Origin of the sequence: Tsukamurella sp. USMM236 (genome assembly GCF_037148755.1) — a bacterium.
Taxonomy (GTDB): Bacteria; Actinomycetota; Actinomycetes; order Mycobacteriales; family Mycobacteriaceae; genus Tsukamurella.
In genome coordinates this window covers 542,906-559,232 of sequence record NZ_JBBCSS010000001.1, presented here as the reverse complement: position 1 = coordinate 559,232, position 16,327 = coordinate 542,906, and the positions used below count along the sequence as shown (strand labels likewise).

At 72.0% G+C, this 16,327-nt stretch carries 18 protein-coding genes; 3 read left to right on the top strand and 15 right to left on the bottom strand.

All coding sequences use genetic code 11. The features are described 5' to 3' along the window. Positions 1–245 precede the first annotated feature (245 nt). The 3 genes from WFK95_RS02560 to WFK95_RS02550 all read right to left on the bottom strand — a co-directional run bounded on the left by WFK95_RS02560 (position 246) and on the right by WFK95_RS02550 (position 3,582). Positions 246–590 carry a histone-like nucleoid-structuring protein Lsr2 gene (locus WFK95_RS02560; RefSeq protein ID WP_224645969.1) on the bottom strand — a complete coding sequence of 115 codons (345 nt, stop codon included), beginning with the start codon at positions 588–590 and terminating at the stop codon, positions 246–248. 185 nt (positions 591–775) lie between these two features. Next, positions 776–2,908, bottom strand: a complete 2,133-nt coding sequence (gene lysS / locus WFK95_RS02555) for a lysine--tRNA ligase (RefSeq protein WP_336669791.1) — start codon at positions 2,906–2,908, stop codon at positions 776–778. Continuing rightward, on the bottom strand, positions 2,905–3,582 hold the full coding sequence (locus tag WFK95_RS02550; protein WP_336669790.1) for an FMN-dependent NADH-azoreductase: 678 nt from the start codon (positions 3,580–3,582) through the stop codon (positions 2,905–2,907). Before WFK95_RS02550 ends, lysS begins: the two co-directional genes overlap by 4 nt. Positions 3,583–3,689: 107 nt before the next feature. On the opposite strand from WFK95_RS02550, the gene WFK95_RS02545 reads away from it, so the two are divergent. Next, positions 3,690–4,295, top strand: coding sequence for a TetR/AcrR family transcriptional regulator (locus tag WFK95_RS02545; RefSeq protein WP_336669789.1), 606 nt, complete (start codon positions 3,690–3,692; stop codon positions 4,293–4,295). Between the two features lie 48 nt (positions 4,296–4,343). Here the strand turns inward: WFK95_RS02545 and WFK95_RS02540 are convergent, their stop codons facing one another. The 12 genes from WFK95_RS02540 to ftsH form a co-directional block, all read right to left on the bottom strand. Further along, entirely contained in the window at positions 4,344–4,718 is a 375-nt protein-coding gene (locus tag WFK95_RS02540; RefSeq protein WP_224645964.1) for a rhodanese-like domain-containing protein, read from the bottom strand. Between the two features lie 159 nt (positions 4,719–4,877). Then, complete coding sequence (locus tag WFK95_RS02535) at positions 4,878–5,711, bottom strand: type III pantothenate kinase (protein ID WP_224645963.1); 834 nt, start codon at positions 5,709–5,711, stop codon at positions 4,878–4,880. Then, positions 5,711–6,118 carry an aspartate 1-decarboxylase gene (gene panD / locus WFK95_RS02530; RefSeq protein ID WP_336669788.1) on the bottom strand — a complete coding sequence of 136 codons (408 nt, stop codon included), beginning with the start codon at positions 6,116–6,118 and terminating at the stop codon, positions 5,711–5,713. The genes WFK95_RS02535 and panD overlap by 1 nt, the downstream gene beginning before the upstream one ends. Next, on the bottom strand, positions 6,118–7,050 hold the full coding sequence (gene panC / locus WFK95_RS02525) for a pantoate--beta-alanine ligase (RefSeq protein WP_336669787.1): 933 nt from the start codon (positions 7,048–7,050) through the stop codon (positions 6,118–6,120). Before panC ends, panD begins: the two co-directional genes overlap by 1 nt. Continuing rightward, entirely contained in the window at positions 7,047–7,997 is a 951-nt protein-coding gene (locus WFK95_RS02520) for a Rossmann-like and DUF2520 domain-containing protein (RefSeq protein ID WP_336669786.1), read from the bottom strand. The genes panC and WFK95_RS02520 overlap by 4 nt, the downstream gene beginning before the upstream one ends. Positions 7,998–8,106: 109 nt before the next feature. Beyond that, positions 8,107–9,339 (bottom strand): DUF6779 domain-containing protein, encoded by a 1,233-nt coding sequence (locus tag WFK95_RS02515; RefSeq protein ID WP_336669785.1) that lies wholly within the window; start codon positions 9,337–9,339, stop codon positions 8,107–8,109. Positions 9,340–9,375: 36 nt separating this feature from the next. Next, positions 9,376–9,903: a DUF3180 domain-containing protein gene (locus WFK95_RS02510; RefSeq protein WP_336669784.1), complete on the bottom strand. Its 528-nt coding sequence runs from the start codon at positions 9,901–9,903 to the stop codon at positions 9,376–9,378. Continuing rightward, a complete protein-coding gene (gene folK, locus WFK95_RS02505; protein WP_224645957.1) occupies positions 9,900–10,388 on the bottom strand; it encodes a 2-amino-4-hydroxy-6-hydroxymethyldihydropteridine diphosphokinase in 489 nt (162 codons plus the stop codon). The genes WFK95_RS02510 and folK overlap by 4 nt, the downstream gene beginning before the upstream one ends. Further along, entirely contained in the window at positions 10,385–10,765 is a 381-nt protein-coding gene (gene folB, locus WFK95_RS02500) for a dihydroneopterin aldolase (protein ID WP_336669783.1), read from the bottom strand. The genes folK and folB overlap by 4 nt, the downstream gene beginning before the upstream one ends. A 1-nt stretch (position 10,766) precedes the next feature. Beyond that, positions 10,767–11,603, bottom strand: coding sequence for a dihydropteroate synthase (folP, locus tag WFK95_RS02495; protein ID WP_336670135.1), 837 nt, complete (start codon positions 11,601–11,603; stop codon positions 10,767–10,769). A 26-nt stretch (positions 11,604–11,629) separates the two neighbouring features. Beyond that, complete coding sequence (gene folE / locus WFK95_RS02490) at positions 11,630–12,226, bottom strand: GTP cyclohydrolase I FolE (protein ID WP_224645956.1); 597 nt, start codon at positions 12,224–12,226, stop codon at positions 11,630–11,632. Next, positions 12,226–14,661 (bottom strand): ATP-dependent zinc metalloprotease FtsH, encoded by a 2,436-nt coding sequence (gene ftsH / locus WFK95_RS02485; RefSeq protein WP_224645955.1) that lies wholly within the window; start codon positions 14,659–14,661, stop codon positions 12,226–12,228. Before ftsH ends, folE begins: the two co-directional genes overlap by 1 nt. 327 nt (positions 14,662–14,988) lie before the next feature. Here ftsH and WFK95_RS02480 point away from each other — a divergent pair, with 327 nt between their 5' ends. Both WFK95_RS02480 and WFK95_RS02475 read left to right on the top strand, forming a co-directional pair. Then, a complete protein-coding gene (locus tag WFK95_RS02480; RefSeq protein WP_443081521.1) occupies positions 14,989–15,408 on the top strand; it encodes a DUF2628 domain-containing protein in 420 nt (139 codons plus the stop codon). 340 nt (positions 15,409–15,748) lie between these two features. Continuing rightward, on the top strand, positions 15,749–16,309 hold the full coding sequence (locus WFK95_RS02475; protein WP_224645953.1) for a LysR family transcriptional regulator: 561 nt from the start codon (positions 15,749–15,751) through the stop codon (positions 16,307–16,309). Positions 16,310–16,327: the final 18 nt, after the last annotated feature.

The following is a 16,327-nucleotide window of genomic DNA, read 5'->3' as shown; positions in this document are numbered from 1 at the left end:
GAGGCCGAACCCGCAGATAGCCGTCTGCATCAACGTCTTCTCACTGTAGTTCGGACCGGTCAGCGGTGGTGTCGGCAGTGCCCCGCAGCCGGGGCCCGCAGGCCCCGTCGCCCACTGGTCGGATCCTGATACACCAGGTCAAACGCGCCCCCGGCGGGTTTTGATCCCCGTTCCGCCGTGAGCGAAACGGCCCTGGATACGACTCACCCCGGCGCACCGGGCGCCGGGGTGGGGTCGAACGGGCGTCAGTTCGCCGCGTTGTAGGCGTCGATCACGTCCTGGCTGATGCGGCCGCGGTCGTTGACCTTCAAACCGGACTTGCGGGCCCAATCGCGGATCGCGGCGCTCTGCGAGCGGTCGATCGGCGTACGGCCGCGCGGGGCGGCCAGGGCACGCGTACCGCGCTTGCGGCCGCCGGCCCGGCGGGCGTTCTCGACCCATTCCTCCAGGGATCCGCGCAGCTTCGCGGCGTTCTTGGACGACAGGTCGATCTCGTACGTGACGCCGTCCAGGCCGAATTCCACGGTCTCGTCAGCGGTCTGCGTATCGTCCACGTCGTCGACCAGCGTAACGGTGACCTTGCGCGCCATAGTTTTGGCCCCTTCTCGAAGTAATGGTTCCATTGCGTCGTTCAAATCGAGTGTATACACACTATTGACATTGTTTCGATTCGAGGCGTCGGAAAATTTGTCGCGATACTGTAACGATCGCGACCGAGAAGGTGCCGCATTCCGGTTGAATCGCGCCGGCCGGCGCGCAATTCACCGATTCGGTACTACTGGAACGACACCAGCGCACGCACCCGTTCCACACCGATCGCGAGCAGCAGCGTGGGCAGCCGCGGACCGGTATCGCTACTCACCAGCAGGCGGTAGAGCAGGACGAAGAATGCGCGCTGCGCTGCGGCGAGTTCCTTATCGCCCTTGACGATCTGATCCGCGCCCAGCCCGCGCTGCACCTTCGCGACGCCGTACACCTGGTGCGTGATTCCGGCGAGCGTCCAGTCGTCCTCGAGCCGGCCGAGCCCGGCAGGGGCGGGGGTGCCGGAGCCCTCCAGCAGCAGCCGCAGGCCCTCCCGCTGCTCGTCCGTGAGGGACGCCAGGAGCTCGGCGTCCGGTTCGCTCCGGACGACGGTGCGCTCCTCCGCCGGCATCTGCTCGGCCACCCAGGCGGTGGCGCGGTCCAGCCGCGGACGCAGCGGCGCCAGCTCGTCCAGCGGCTGGTCGGGCTCGAGCGCGGCCAGGATGCGCAGGGTCTGCTCGTCGTCGCCGGTGGTGATGTCGACGACGGAGGCCAGCGTCTTGTACGGCACGGGGCGGGGCGTCAGCGGCAGCTCTCGCAGCTGCTGCGACCTCGTGTCCAGCACGGACACCGCCCGGGCGTGCGCCGCGATGTCGCCGGGCTGTGCCTTGTCGCCGGCCGTCTTGCGGACCAGCGCGTCCCACTCGTCGTAGGTGCGGGGCAGGTCGCCGTCCAGCGCCACGTCGAAGGACTGATTCGGCTTCTTGCGCCCGTACAGCCAGCGCAGCAGCGGCGGCTCGAGGTAGCGCAGCGCGACCGCGGCGGTCGGCACCCCGCCCTTCGAGGACGACATCTTGGCCATGCCGCGGATGCCGACGAACGCGTACATCGGGCCGAGCGGCCGCTTCCAGCCGAAGATCGGCGCCACGTCCTTGCCCACGGCGAACGACGACCCCGGCGATTGATGATCGACACCGGAGGGCTCGAAAGTGATCTTCTCGAAGGCCCAGCGCATGGGCCAATCGACCTTCCACACCAGTTTCCCGTCGGTGTGATCGCGAAGAATCACCGTTTCCGTGTGTCCGCACCGGCAAACGTAGGTGAGCTCGGTCGAATCGTCGTCGTACGCCGTTACCGTGGTGAAATCGGTCCCGCACACCGAGCAGTAGGGCTTGTACGGGTAGTAACCGGAATCACCCGATCCGTCCGCTTCCTCCGCCGCTCCCGACGCCGCATCGGCGTCCGATTCCGTGTCCGTTTCCGATGCATTCCCGTCCGCCGCTGGTGTTTCTCCGCGGTCGAGCGTCCGATAGCGCTCGAGGATGGAATCAATGCGCCCGCGTTGCGCCATCGCGTGCAGCACCTGATCGACATATGCACCAGAGGTGTACATCTGCGTCTGGCTGATTCCCCGGTACTCGACGCCCAGATCCTCCAGCGCGCCCTGCAATTCGCGCCGGAAATGCTCGGCCCAGTTCTCCGCATCGGAGCCGTGCGGCGCCGGAACGCGTGTCAGTGGTTTACCGATGTGCTGCTCCCAGGAGGAATCGACGCCGGGGACGTTCGGAACCTTGCGGAAGCGGTCGAAGTCGTCCCAGGAGATGATGTGCTCGACCTGCAGGCCGCGGCGGCGCAGCTCGTCGGCCACCAGGTGCGGCACCATCACCTCGCGGAGGTTCCCCAGGTGGATCGGCCCCGACGGGGAGATCCCCGAGGCCACCTTCACGGGTGTCCCGTTCCGCTCGGCGAAGGCCACGGCCTCATCCGCGAGGCGGGAGACCCAGTCGTCCAGGGGTGCAGTCACGGGCGCAGCATTCACGGGTGGTGATCCTACCGCTCGGCCCCGGTCACTCCGGATTCGTGATCCGCGCCGGACCACACCGCCCAGGATCATCGACAGCGCGAGCATCCGGCCCGCCGTCACGGGGTCCCGGTGCACGACGATGCCCAGCGTGATCGCGCCCAGCGCGCCGATGCCCGTGAAGACGGCGTAGGCGGTGCCCACCGGCAGGGTCCGCATCGCGCGGGCCAGCAGGTACACGGCGAGCACCCCGAGCACGATGCACAGCACCGTCGGCCACAACCGGGTGAAGTTCGCGGTGGGCTTGATCGTCTGCGACCACGCGATCTCCACGAGGCCCGCGAGCCCCAGGATCAGCCAGCTCATCGGACGACCTCGCCGGCGCCGGCCCGGCCGCGATCGGTCGCGAGCCGGCGCAGGTCCGCGACGGCGGCGGCGTGCGAGGCGTCGTGCGCGTCGCGCAGGTGCGCGAGCGCGGGGTCGACGCGGGAGTTGGCGAGCTCGCTCGCGACGAAGACCGCATCGGTCACACCGAAGTGGCCGGCGAAGAAGTCGCGCAGGTACCGCTCCTCGTGGTCGAAGGGCTCGCGCGGCGCACCGGGCGAGTAGGCGCCGCCGCGGGCGGAGGCGACGACGAAGGTCCGGGGCGCCAGCGACATCCGCGGGAAGGTGATCTGGTCGAGCCAGGCCTTGAGCGAAGCCGGCACGGAGAAGTTGTACATGGGCGTGCCGATGAGGATCACATCGGCGGCGAGAACCTCGTTCAGCAGCGGTTCCACGACGCCCCAGGCCCGCCGTTGTTCGGGCGTCCGGGCCAGCACGGACAGCCGCGCCGGGTCGGTCTCCCCCGCGACGAGCGCCGCGTCGCAGAGCTCGGTCCACGCCTCGTCGATGAGGGGAACGGGGTCGGCCGCGAGGTCGCGGTAGGTGTAGGCGCCGCCGGGGTGGGCGACGCGCCAGGCCGCGGCGTAGTCGGCGCTGAGCTCGCGGCTGATCGACGCGCGCCGGGCACTCGCGTCGAGGTGCAGGAGGTGGGTCATGGCATCGCCTTCCGTTAACCGGACACGTTGTCCGCTTGTAGTGATCGAACGGTAGCGCACAAGCGGACAGCTTGTCCATATCAAGATTCGTGGCTAGATTCGATGCCATGCGGATCGGACCGGACCTCCTGGCGGGCACCCCTGACGACGGGGCCGCGCCGCCCGTCGAGCGGGCCGACGCCGCCCGCAACCGGCAGAAGGTACTCGACGCGGCCGCCGAGCTGTTCGCGACGCGGGATCCGCGCAGCGTGACGATGGACGACATCGCGAAGGCCGCCGGCGTGGGCCGCGGCACCCTGTACCGGCGCTACCCCGACCGCGGCGCGATCGCGGCCGCGCTGCTCGACGACCACGAGCGCTCACTGCAGGAGGCGATCCTGCGCGGCGACCCGCCGCTCGGTCCGGGCGCGCCGCCCGGGGACCGCCTGGCCGCCTTCTACGCGGCGATGGTCCGGCTGCTCGGAACGCATTCACACCTGGTGCTCGGCGCCGAGACGGGGGGCGCGCGGTTCGCGACGGGGGCCTACGGGTTCTGGTTCGCGCACGTCCGCGCCCTGCTGACGGAGGCGGGGATCGACGATCCGGAGGCGATGGTGGACGCGGTCCTCGCGCCCGTCGCGGCGGAGGTCTACCTGCAGCAGCGCGAGCGCGGGCTGTCGCCGGAGCGGATCAGCGCCGCGCTCGACGCGCAGGCGCACCGGTTGCTCGGCTGAGCGCAGGCGACGGCACCGCGCCGACGGCCGGCGGCCGGCGGCGGAGCCTCAGGCCTCGTGGGCGGCGAACTGGGCGAGCGCCCGCTCGTAGGCCTCGGACGCGCGACCGCGGCCGGCGCCGGGCGTGATGCCCAGGGTCAGGGCCCGGAAGCCACCGTCGACTGACGAGGCCTGCACGCCCCGGTCCCGGAGGCGGGTGGCGATCGCGGCGGCGGTGGCGCCGTTACCGCTGACCAGCAGCCACTGGGCGTCGGGGCCGGCGGCGGCCAGGCTGGTGGGGAGGCCGGGGACGAGCCGGGCGGCGACGGCGGCCGCGTCGAGGGCGACGGCACCGGGGAGGATTCCGTCGCGGTTGCGCTCGGACTGGTCGCGGACGTCGACGACGATCTGGCCGGTGGCGGGGGTGAAGTGCACGGGGTGCATCGGAGAGTCTCCAGGAGGGAGGCGGAGCGAGGAGGGCGCGTCCGGGCAGCGAAAAGGGGGTCGGGTTCCTAGCGGACCCGACAACACTCCATGCAGCTGCGCACCTGGCTCATGACAGCGAAGCTAGCACCCCGCAGCAACCGGCGGCAAGGGTTCGAATCACGAGTGACGCGAATCCCGCGCGCGCCTGTCCCGCTGCGCCCGGTTGGCTCGCTCCCGCAGGTACACGGCCCGCAGGCCCTGCAGCGTGAGGTCGGCGCGATGGTCGGTCACGGTCGCGCACTCGGAGGCGATGCCCTCGTCGAAGCCGCCCGTCGCGACCACCCGGGCCCCGGGGGCCACCTCGAGCGCGCGGCCGACGAGCGCGTCGACCATGCCCGCGAAGCCGTAGATGATGCCCGACTGCAGCGCCTCGACGGTGTTCTTCCCGACCACCGACCGCGGCGCGACGAGCTCCACCCGGCGCAGCGCGACGGTCCGCTCGGCGAGCGCGTCCAGCGCGCTCCCCACGCCCGCGGCGATCGCGCCGCCGAGGAACTCGCCCTTGGCGCTGACCACGTCCACCCGCGTGGACGTGCCGAAATCCACGACGATGCACGGGGTCCCGGCCGCTCGGCCGACCAGCTCGAAGGCGCCGGCGGCGTTGGCGACGCGGTCGGTGCCGACCTCGCGCGGGTTGTCGACGAGCAGCGGCACGCCGGTCTTGACGCCGGGCTCGAGGATCACGGGCTCGGCCGCCGGGTAGTAGCGGGGCATCACGGCGCGCAGCGAGCGCAGCAGCTCGGGCACCGTCGACAGCACGGACACGCCCGTGACCGCGGCGGGTTCGACGCCCGCGCCCGTGAGGAAGCCGCGCAGGATGAGCGCCAGCTCATCCGAAGTCATCCGCGGGTCGCTGCGCAGCCGCCAGGTGCCGAGCAGCTCCTCGCCCTCGGCGGATGCGAACAGCCCGACGGTGACCGAGGTGTTGCCGGCGTCGATCGCCAGCAGCATCAGATCCTGCCCGTGACCAGGCCGAAACCGTCGGGCACGTGCGCCGCGTCGGCGGTGAGCTCGACGGGCTTGTTGTCGGAGTCCACGAAGACGACGCTGGGCGCGTAGGTCCTCAGCTCCTCCTCGTTCAGCTGGCCGTAGGCGATGAGGATGACGATGTCGCCCGGGTTCACGAGATGCGCGGCGGCGCCGTTGATCCCGATGACGCCGCTCCCCCGCTCGCCGGCGATCGTGTAGGTCTCCAGCCGGGCGCCGTTCGTCACGTCGACGATGGCGACCTGCTCGCCCTCCAGGAGGTTCGCGGCGTCCAGCAGATCGGCGTCGACGGTGACCGAGCCCACGTAGTGCAGGTTCGCCTCAGTCACCGTGGCGCGGTGGATCTTGCTGGTCATCATGGTGCGCAGCATTATTCGGCCTCCACTCCATCGATCCGGCCCGCTCGCTCCGCTTCCGGCGCCTCTAGGAACCCGGTACCGATGGCGATGCCCACGTTGTCGAGCAGGCGGGTGTTGCCGACCTTCGCGGCCACCAGCAGGCGGCCGTCGCCCTTCTCCGGCGCGACGCCCAAGTCGGGGGCGCGCAGCTCCAGGTACTGGACCTCGATGCCGGGGCGCGAAGCGAGCACCGCGTTCGCGGCCGCCAGGATGGCGGGCTCGCCGCCCTGCGCGGCGTAAGCGCCGGCGAGCAGCGCCGCGGAGAGGGCGGTCGCGGCCTCCCGCTCGTCCTCCGAGAGGTAGACGTTGCGCGAGCTCATCGCCAGGCCGTCGGCCTCGCGGACCGTCGGGACGCCGACGATCTTCACGTCTATGTTGAGGTCGGTGACCATCTGCCGCACGAGAACCAGCTGCTGGTAGTCCTTCTCGCCGAAGTAGGCGGTGTGCGGGCGCACGATGTTGAGCAGCTTGTTGACCACGGTCAGCATGCCCGCGAAATGCGTCGGGCGGCTGTCGGCCTCGAGGCCCACCCCGGCGGGACCGGGCTGGATCGTGGTGCGCGGGCCGTTCGGGTACATGTCGGCGGCCGACGGTGCGAAGACCAGCTCGACGCCGGCGGCGCGCAGCTTCTCGACGTCCGCGTCGAGCGTGCGCGGGTAGGCGTCGAGGTCCTCGTTCTCGCCGAACTGCAGCGGGTTCACGAAGATCGAGACCACGACGACGGCGCCGTTGAGCTTGGCGGCGTGCACCAGCTCCAAGTGGCCGGCGTGCAGCGCGCCCATGGTGGGCACGAAGGCGATCTGCCGGCCGGTGGACTTCAGCGCGCTGGTGACCTTGGTCAGCTGCGCCGGGTCGTGGTGCACCGTCAGCTGGCCGGGGGTGTACGGACGGGTGGGTGCGCTCATCGGTTGTCCTTCTCGAGGGCGGGATCGATCATGGCTGAGGTTCCGGATTGAGCTGCCGCGCGCCGGGATTGGGCGCGGTAGGCGTCGGTGATGGCGGGGTCGACGGTGTCGATCGCGGCCAGGTGGCGGGTCACGGCCGCGGCGTCGCCGCGGGCGGCGGGCCCGGTGAGGGCGGCCGCGCCGCTGCGCAGCGCGTTGTCCAGGGCGGCGCGGGCCAAGGGCGCGAGCATCCGCTCGGCGAGGTCGCCGGGCGGTCCGCCGACCGTGTCCAGGCCCACCCCGCCGGCGAGCGCGGCGCGCAGCGCGACCACGGCATCGTCGACCAGCGCGACCAGGTGGTTCGCGCCGTGCGCGAGGGCCGCGTGGTACAGCGGCCGGGCCGATTCCGGCACCCGGACGGGCTCGGCACCGATCTCCAGCGCGATGGCCTGGCCCACGGCGTGCCCGATCTCGTCGGCGGCGGTGATCCCGATGCAGCAGGTGGCCAGCCGGGCGGTGTCGTCGGGATCGTCGACGAAGGTCATGGCGGGGTGGAAGGCGATGGTGGTGCAGCCGAGCCGGGCGAGCGGTGCCAGCACGCCGACGCCGAGCGCTCCGGAGGTGTGCAGCACGATCGCCGACGGATTGATCCGCGCCGCGAGATCCTCGACCAGCGCTGGGAGCTCGGTGTCCGGCACGGCCAGGATGAGGAGCTCGGCCTTCTCGGCGATGACCGCGGGGGCGTCGACGCGGGCCTCGGGCAGGCGGTGCGCGGCGCGGGTGCGGGAACGCTCCGACGGGGCGGATGCGGCGGTGACGATGTGGCCGGCCCGTTCGAGGGCGGCCCCCAGGGCGGTGCCGACGCGGCCGGCGGAGATCACGCCCACGGACAGTCGCGCGGGGGTGGGGGGATTGGGGATGCCGGACAACTGATCCACGGCATCGGGCGAGTCCGAGAACTCGGGCATGGGCGTACGCCTCCAAGGGTTCGTTCCAGTCCCGCTCCGCGGGTACCAGACGTTCAGGAGAAGGCTATGCCCGCGCGGTCCCGCGGGCAACGGCGTGTGAGCTAGATCATCACTCCGGCTTGCGCCGACGGCCGCCGCTCGAGCGCTCGGTGTCGGCGTTCATCCGGGCGATCAGATCCGCGACGGTGCTGCCCGACGAGTGCTGCCCGGCGTGACCCGTCTCGACCTGCTGCTCCTGCCGGTCCTCGGGCGCCTGCTGCGGCGGCGTGCGCTGCTGATCCTGCGCCCACGGCCGCCCCTGCGCCTGACCCGGCTGCTGCGGGCCCTGGAACTGCGGAGCCTGCGGCGGCGCGGACTGGAACGGGGAGTACGGCGCCGCCGGGGACACGGTCGGCGGGGTCGCCGGGACGTCCGGCGTGTACGGGCGCGGCGGCAGCGGCGAGCGGTAGCCGGACTGCGGCGCGAGCGGCACGAAGGGCTCGTCGTCGCCGGCCACGTGGTCGACGTGCTCGACGTCGACGGGCGGCTGCGCATCCGGCGTCGCCGCGGCGGCGGGCGCGGCGGGGGCCGCGGGCGGCTCGTCGGTGACGACGTGGAAGACGGTGGTCGGCGACTCCTCCTGCGGCCGGTCCGCTGCGGGATTGCTCACCGGCCCGGACGGCACCGTCGGACCCGAGGGCCCGGGCGGGACGGGGGCGGCGGGCACGTCGGTCACGTTCGCCTCGTCGATCGGCTCGCCCGCGACGGACGCCGCGCCGTAGTAGTCGTCGACGGCCGCGGCGGCGGGCTCGGGCACGCCGGCGAAGTCCTGCTGCGCGCGGAACCGGTCGTCGTCCTCGAAGACGGACTTGGCCCGCTGGGCGTCCAGGGCCCGCTGCTCCGCCGCGGCGTAGAGCTCGGTGTACGAGGGGCCCAGGTCGCGGCCGAGCAGCTCCTCGAGGTTGGCGCGCAGCGCCAGGACCTCGGCCTTGAGGGCGGTCAACTCCTCGTTGGACTCGCCCTTGAGCTCGGCGCGGATGTCGCGCTCGACCTGCAGTTCGTACTCGCGGCGCGCGCTGATCTCGCGCTCGAGCTGCAGCCCGTAGACGGTCTTGAGGCCGCTCTCCTTCGACTCCGCGGCGCGCAGGTCGCGCGAGTACCGCGCGATGAGGAAGGCGGCGATGACGAGGCCCCACACCAGCAGGATCAGCGAGACCAGGCCCCAGCGGCGGTCCTCCGAGAACACCCACATGCCGGTCCCGACGACCGCCAGCAGGATCACCGCACCGAGCATCCACTGCCCCGCACCCGAGGAACGTCGCGGGGCGCGCTTTCGTGAACTCGGGATAGGCGGTTGCGTCATATCCGCGACCTTACCTTTTACCTGCGGTCGGATTCCTCAGGCTGGCGATGTGTCGGCGGGCTGGTCGTCGGGATCGTCGGGTGTGCGACAGCAACGCTCGAGCCACAGCGCGGCGGCCAGGAGCAGCATCGCCCCGGCGGCGCCGATCCAGGCGCCCGGCCGGTCCGCGTGGGTGGCGGTCAGGCTCGCGCCCTCGGTGAGGAGGAAGACGAGCATCCCGCCGAAGAAGCCCAGGGCCACGGCCCCGAGGTAGGCGGACGCCTTGGCGAGCGCCACGGCGCGGGCCACCGCGATCGGGTGGATCCGCCCGGGCCCCCAGCCGACCTCGCCGCGGCTCAGCCGCGAGCGCACGAGCTGCGCGATGTACAGATCCGCCGCGGCCACGCCGTACAGCAGCGCGCCCGCCCACACCGGAACGACGGGCACCACGTTGCGCACCAGCAGGTACGAGCCCAGGCCCACGCCCAGCACGATCACCACCAGCTCGACCCAGCCGGTCGCGCGCACCGTCGGGCCGCCCGGCTCCTCGGGCTCCCGGCCCACGCCCTTCGACGGTCCGCTCACAGGCGCGTCACCTCCGCGGTCTCGTCGGCGGGCAGGGCCCGCAGCAGGTCGTCGACGGTGCCGTGCCCGGGCAGCAGCGCGTCCGGATCGGCGTCCCGCCAGGGGATGAGGACGAAGGCGCGCTCGTGCGCGCGGGGGTGCGGCAGGGTCAGCTCGGGGTCGTCGGAGAGCACCGGCTCGTCGCCCTCCCAGACCGCGATCACGTCGACGTCGAGGGTGCGCGGGCCCCACCGGACGTCGCGGACGCGCTGCGCGGCGGCCTCCCGCTCGCGGGCGAAGGCCAGCCAGCCGGCGGCGTCGCGCGCGGGATCGTCGACGAGGACGGTCGCGTTGACGAAGTCGTCCTGCTCGACGCCGCCCCACGGCGGGGTGCGGTACAGCGCCGAGGCGCGGACCAGGGCCGGGCCGAGGGCGTCGATCGCGGCCCGGACGGCCACGTCGGCGGCGCCGAGGTTGGCGCCGAGCGAGAGGACGGCGCGGCTCATGGCACGCTCCGTGCGCCGGAGCGGGACCGCCGGGCCGTCACGGCAACGTCGGCAAAAGATAACGGAATCGGGGCGGACGGCTTGTGCACCGTGACCTCGACGGCGTAGACCTTCTCGTCGGCCGCGATGTCGTCGGCGATCTCGGCGGCGACGGTCTCGATGAGGTTGCGCGGCTCCCCCGCGACGATGTCGTGGGCGCGCTGCGCGAGCGTTCCGTAATCGACGGTGTCGTTCAGGTCGTCCGAGGCCGCCGCGGGCCGCGAGTCGACCCACAGCACGAGGTCGATGACGAACTCCTGCCCGTCGCGGCGCTCATGCTCGAAGACGCCGTGATTGCCCCGCACCCGCAGGCCGGTGAGTTCGATCCGATCCGCCATCTCAGGCACCGTCCTTCTCGCTCGTGACCGGGGCCCCGCCCCGGTGCCAGGCCCCGGCCACCGCGATGGCGTCGGCCGTCGACCGCACGTCGTGCACGCGCACGCCCCACACCCCGGCCTGCGCGGCGAGGGCGGAGACCGCGGCGGTCGCCACCTCGCGGCCCGCCGGTTCACGGCCGCCGAGGAGCTCGCCGAGGAAGCGCTTGCGGGAGGCGCCCACGAGGACCCGGAAGCCGGTGTCCTGCAATGTCGGCAGGCCGCGCAGCAGCTCCCAGTTGTGGGCGGCGTTCTTGGCGAAGCCGAGGCCGGGGTCCAGCACGATCCGCTCGGGGGCGATGCCCGCGGCGATCGCGGCGTCGGCCTGGTGCAGGAGCTCGTCGCGCACCTCGGCGACGACGTCGTCGTACTCGGTGATCTCGTGGTGGATGCCGGCCCACACCGGTCCGGGCGCGCCGGGCGAGGGCCGCCAGTGCATGAGGATCCAGGGCGCGTCCGAGTCGGCGACGACGCGCGTCATGTCGGGGTCGGCCCGGCCGCCGGAGACGTCGTTGACGATCGCGGCGCCGGCGTCGAGCGCGGCGGCGGCCACGGAGGCGCGCATGGTGTCGACCGAGACGGCGATGCCCTCCGCGGCGAGCGCCGAGATCACGGGCACCACGCGGTCGCGTTCCAGCTCGGCGGGCACGCGGTGCGCGCCGGGCCGGGTCGACTCCCCGCCCACGTCGACGATGGCGGCACCGTCGGCCACGAGCTCCCGCGCCCGCGCGACGGCGGCGTCGGGGGCGAGGTAGCGGCCACCGTCGGAGAAGGAGTCGGCGGTGACGTTGACGACGCCCATGATGAGCGTGCGGCCGGGCTGCTCCGTCACCGGCGCAGGATCAGTTCGAGCGCCTCGGCGCGCGAGGTCGCACTGTCCTTGAACGCGCCGCGCACCGCCGAGGTGGTGGTGCTCGCGCCGGGCTTGCGGATGCCGCGCATCGCCATGCAGAGGTGCTCGGCCTCGATCACGACGATCACGCCGCGCGGGTCGAGCTTGCGGACCAGCGCGTCGGCGATCTGCGCGGTGAGCCGCTCCTGCACCTGCGGCCGCTTGGCGTACAGGTCCACGAGGCGGGCCAGCTTGCTCAGGCCCGTGACCCGGCCGCTGGTGCCGGGCAGGTAGCCCACGTGCGCGACGCCGTGGAAGGAGACCAGGTGGTGCTCGCAGGTCGAGTACATCGGGATGTCCTTGACCAGCACCAGCTCGTCGTGGTCCTCGCCGAAGGTGGTGTTGAGCACCTCGTCGGGGTCGGTGTGCAGCCCGCCGAAGACCTCCTTGAAGGCCTTCGCGACCCGCTCCGGGGTCTTCTGCAGGCCCTCGCGGTCCGGGTCCTCGCCGACGGCGATCAGCAGTTCGCGGACCGCGGCGACGGCGCGCTCGTGGTCGAACGGGGCCACGGCAGCCCCGCTGTCCTTGCCCATCAGCTCTCGCTCGATCGGTCCGGGCCGGACTGCTCCCCGCCCTGCTGCTCCGGCCCCTGCGGACCCGCGCCCTGGGAGCCCGCGCCCTGCGGCGGCTGGCCCTGCGGGGGCCACCCTGGCGCCGACCAGCCCGCAGGGGCGCCGTAGTCGGGGCGGCTGCCCTGCTGCGGCGGCTGCTGGCCGTACTGCCCGCCCTGCGGCTGCCCGTAGCCGGGCGCCGGGTACTGCGGGCCGGGGTAGGCCTGCTGGCCGCCCCACTGGTAGCCGGGCTGGCCGTAGGCCGGCTGGGGCTGGCCCTGCTGGCCGTAGCCCGACGGTGCGCCGGGCGTGGGCCAGGGCTGACCGGCCGGCGCGGGCGCGCCCCACTGCCCGTTCTGCCCGGCGTGGCCGTTCGGCGCGGGCTGTGCGGCGGCGAGGGCCGCGGCCTTCTCCTGCTCGGCCTTGTGGCGCTCGGCCTCCTCGTCGACGGGCGGCCAGGGCTCGCCCTTCTCGATCGCGATCTCCTTGGGAGTCTTGATCGGGGGCTTGGTCGACGGGACGCGACCACCGAAGTCGTCGAACTGCGTGATCACGGGCCGCTTCTCGACGGACGCGAAGATCCGCTCGAGATCCTTGCGGACCAGCGTCTCCTTCTCCAGCAGCTCGCCGGCGAGCACGTCGAGGACGTCGCGGTACTCGGTGAGGATCGCCCAGGCCTCGGTGTGCGCGGCCTCGATGAGCGAGCGCACCTCCTCGTCGATCTGCGCGGCGACGGCGTCGGAGTACTGCGCGCCGCTGCCGAAGCCGCGGCCCATGAACGGATCGCCCTCGTCCTGCCCGTACTTCACGGCGCCCAGGCGGGCACTCATGCCGTACTCGGTGACCATCGCGCGGGCGATCTTCGTGGCCTGGTCGATGTCGCTCGACGCGCCGGTGGTCGGCTCGGCGAAGACCAGTTCCTCCGCCGCGCGGCCGCCCATGGCGAAGATCAGCCGGCCGATCATCTCGTTGCGGGTGTACATGCCCTTGTCGTTCTCGGGCACGGCCAGCGCGTGGCCGCCGGTGCGGCCGCGAGCCAGGATGGTGACCTTGTACACCGGGTCCAGGCTCTTCGTCGCCCACGCGGCCAGGGTGTGGCCGCCCTCGTGGTACGCGGTGACCTTCTTCTCGTGCTCGCTGATGATGCGGTTCTTGCGGCGCGGACCGCCCACCACGCGGTCGACGGCCTCCTCGAGCGTCGGCGCCGTGATGACGGAGCCGTTTTCGCGGGCCGTGAGCAGCGCCGCCTCGTTGACCACGTTGGCCAGGTCGGCGCCGGACATGCCGGGGGTGCGCTTGGCCAGGCCGTCGAGATCGGCGTCGGGGGCCAACGGCTTGCCCTGGGCGTGCACCCGGAGGATCGCCTTGCGGCCCGCGATGTCCGGGTTGGTCACGGGGATCTGCCGGTCGAAGCGGCCGGGGCGCAGCAGCGCCGGGTCCAGGATGTCGGGCCGGTTGGTGGCCGCGATGAGGATGATGCCCTGGCGGTCGCCGAAGCCGTCCATCTCGACGAGCAGCTGGTTGAGGGTCTGCTCGCGCTCGTCGTGGCCGCCGCCCATGCCGGCGCCGCGCTGGCGGCCGACGGCGTCGATCTCGTCGACGAAGATGATGCAGGGGCTGTTCTCCTTGGCCTGCTCGAACAGGTCGCGCACGCGGGAGGCGCCGACGCCGACGAACATCTCGACGAAGTCGGAACCGGAGATCGTGAAGAAGGGCACGCCGGCCTCGCCCGCGACGGCGCGCGCGAGCAGCGTCTTACCGGTGCCGGGCGGGCCGTAGAGCAGCACGCCCTTCGGGATCTTCGCGCCCAGGGCCTGGTAGCGGGCCGGGTTCTGCAGGAAGTCCTTGATCTCGTAGAGCTCCTCGACCGCCTCGTCCGCGCCGGCGACGTCGGCGAAGGTGGTCTTGGGCATGTCCTTCGTGAGCTGCTTGGCCTTGCTCTTGCCGAAGCCCATGACGCCGCCGCGGCCGCCGCCCTGCATGCGGTTCATGAGGAAGAAGAACAGGCCGACCAGCAGCAGGATCGGGAGCAGCGTGAACAGCAGCATCGAGATCCACGGCGATTCCTGCGTCACGTTCGTGGTGTACGTGACGGGCTTGCCGTCGGGGTTCTGCGCGTCCTGCACGAGGCCGAGGATGTCGCGCGAGGTGCCCGCGGGGTACTTCGCGAAGACCTTCGTCGAGCCGTCGGTGCCGTTCTCGCCGTCGACGGCCTTCGCGAGCGTCACGCGCAGCGTCTGCTCGCGGTCGTCGATCTGGACGTCGGTGACGTTCTTCGCCTCGAGCTGCTGCACGACCAGCGAGGTGGACGCGGGCTTGTAGTCCCGGTTGCTGCCGCCGACCATGGTGAACGCCCAGACCAGCAGGACGAATCCGGCGATGATCGCCAGCGTGCGGATGAGTGATTTCCGTTTCATATGGCTTCGCCTCGCGGCTCGTCAGTCCTTCTTCTTCCGGCGCGCGGCGGGCCGCGCTGGGTCGACTTCCCAGGCTACCGTGCAGCGTCGCGACCGGGCCGGTCGCGTGGGTGCGCCCTGAGCGAACAACGTCCGTTTCGTGAAGTTTAAGCTGCTCCGGTGACCGACAACAGCGCACCGCCCCCGTACCCGTCCGGCCCGGAGGACCCCTACGGCCAGCAGCAGTACGGACAGCAGCCGTACGGGCAGCAGCAGTACGGACAGCCGAACCCGTACGCCCAGCAGCCGTACCCCGGTCAGCAGCCGTACCCCGGTCAGCAGCCCTACCTGGGGCCGGCCTCGGTCGACGTGCCGGAGCGCTGGCGCAGCCGGTTCGACTTCTTCGCCCGCTACGGCCAGCCCGCGTCGTCGCCGGAGGCCACCGCCGCCTTCAAGCAGCTGTCGTTCGGGCAGCGCTTCCGCCTGGGCTTCAACGGACCGGCGTTCTTCTTCGGCCCGATCTACTACGCGATCAAGGGCCCGTGGCGGAAGGGCCTGAGCCTGTTCGGCATCGCGGTGGGCATCGTCGTGCTCATCGGCCTGGTCGAGACCGCGCTGGACTTCACGTTCCCCGCCGTCTCCTACGGCATCGCGACCGGCCTGCTTTACCAGAGCGTCGCGAACTGGGCCTACTTCCTCCACGTCACCCGCGGCAGCACCAGCTGGAACCCCTTCGAGGGGACACCCATGTTCCGCAAGCGCACCTGACCAGCCCTCGGGTGGTGGGCGCCTGACCGCCGGGCGGGTCGACAGCACGCGACGCCGCAAGCCCCTCAGGACTGCGACCCCGGCTCGAACGTGCCGTCGGCGCCGTAGCCCGATACCGCTCACTCCTGTCCATACAGAAAATGAATATTCGCAGGTCCGGACAGCCACCACGGCTCCCACCAGCGACTATTCATTTTCTGTATGGACACCGCGCAGAAACACCCACGTCTTCCGCGTCACTCGTCCGTCGACCGCCCCTGCCGTTCCGCGCCGCAGCACCCCCTTGCAACCGCAGCGATTCGACCGCGCAGGTCAGGCTGCCCGACATAGAGTCGCGCGCATGTCTGAGATCGACCGGTTCCGGCTGGTTCTCGCCGTCGCGCGCAGCGGAAGTATCAGCGAGGTCGCGCAGCTGACGGGGCTGTCGCAGCCCACCGTCACCCGTGCCGTGAGGGCGACGGAACGGCTCGTCGGATTCCCCTTGTTCCACCGCACGCCGGACGGGACCCTCCCCACCGGCGACGCCGCCAAGGCGTTCCGGCGGATCGAAAGCATCCTCGAGAACTACGACGCCCTCGCCTCCCTCGACGACTCCCCTGTCACCGTCCTGCGGTTCGCGTACCGCGAGGGCGAGCTCCCCACGATCCTCGACAGCGCGATGGCGCACTGGAACCGCGAGAAGATGCTGCCCGCGAAGCTGATCGAATGCGCGGACCCTGTTGCAGAGCTGCGGGCCGGCGGCGCCGAGTTCGCTGTCGCGCCCTACTCGGGAACGCCGTTCCCCGACGGGCTCGACCACCGGCCGCTGCGGATCATCCGCACCGCGCGACTCGACCTGGTCTACGCCGCTGCGCCGACCGGTCCGATCGACGAGTTCCTGCAGGCCCTCGCCCTCGCGTGACGGGCCCTGCGGCGACCC

Coding starts and splice junctions, on each gene's coding strand:
- folK (WP_224645957.1), bottom strand. CDS start 10,388: ATGAGCCGCGCCGTCCTCTCGCTCGGCGCCAACCTCGGCGCCGCCGAC.
- WFK95_RS02520 (WP_336669786.1), bottom strand. CDS start 7,997: ATGCCCGAGTTCTCGGACTCGCCCGATGCCGTGGATCAGTTGTCCGGC.
- WFK95_RS02535 (WP_224645963.1), bottom strand. CDS start 5,711: ATGCTGCTGGCGATCGACGCCGGCAACACCTCGGTCACCGTCGGGCTG.
- folB (WP_336669783.1), bottom strand. CDS start 10,765: ATGGCGGATCGGATCGAACTCACCGGCCTGCGGGTGCGGGGCAATCAC.
- WFK95_RS02515 (WP_336669785.1), bottom strand. CDS start 9,339: ATGACGCAACCGCCTATCCCGAGTTCACGAAAGCGCGCCCCGCGACGT.
- WFK95_RS02550 (WP_336669790.1), bottom strand. CDS start 3,582: ATGACCCACCTCCTGCACCTCGACGCGAGTGCCCGGCGCGCGTCGATC.
- lysS (WP_336669791.1), bottom strand. CDS start 2,908: ATGAGCTGGCTGATCCTGGGGCTCGCGGGCCTCGTGGAGATCGCGTGG.
- ftsH (WP_224645955.1), bottom strand. CDS start 14,661: ATGAAACGGAAATCACTCATCCGCACGCTGGCGATCATCGCCGGATTC.
- WFK95_RS02545 (WP_336669789.1), top strand. CDS start 3,690: ATGCGGATCGGACCGGACCTCCTGGCGGGCACCCCTGACGACGGGGCC.
- folE (WP_224645956.1), bottom strand. CDS start 12,226: ATGGGCAAGGACAGCGGGGCTGCCGTGGCCCCGTTCGACCACGAGCGC.
- panC (WP_336669787.1), bottom strand. CDS start 7,050: ATGAGCGCACCCACCCGTCCGTACACCCCCGGCCAGCTGACGGTGCAC.
- WFK95_RS02475 (WP_224645953.1), top strand. CDS start 15,749: ATGTCTGAGATCGACCGGTTCCGGCTGGTTCTCGCCGTCGCGCGCAGC.
- folP (WP_336670135.1), bottom strand. CDS start 11,603: ATGGGCGTCGTCAACGTCACCGCCGACTCCTTCTCCGACGGTGGCCGC.
- WFK95_RS02560 (WP_224645969.1), bottom strand. CDS start 590: ATGGCGCGCAAGGTCACCGTTACGCTGGTCGACGACGTGGACGATACG.
- WFK95_RS02540 (WP_224645964.1), bottom strand. CDS start 4,718: ATGCACCCCGTGCACTTCACCCCCGCCACCGGCCAGATCGTCGTCGAC.
- panD (WP_336669788.1), bottom strand. CDS start 6,118: ATGCTGCGCACCATGATGACCAGCAAGATCCACCGCGCCACGGTGACT.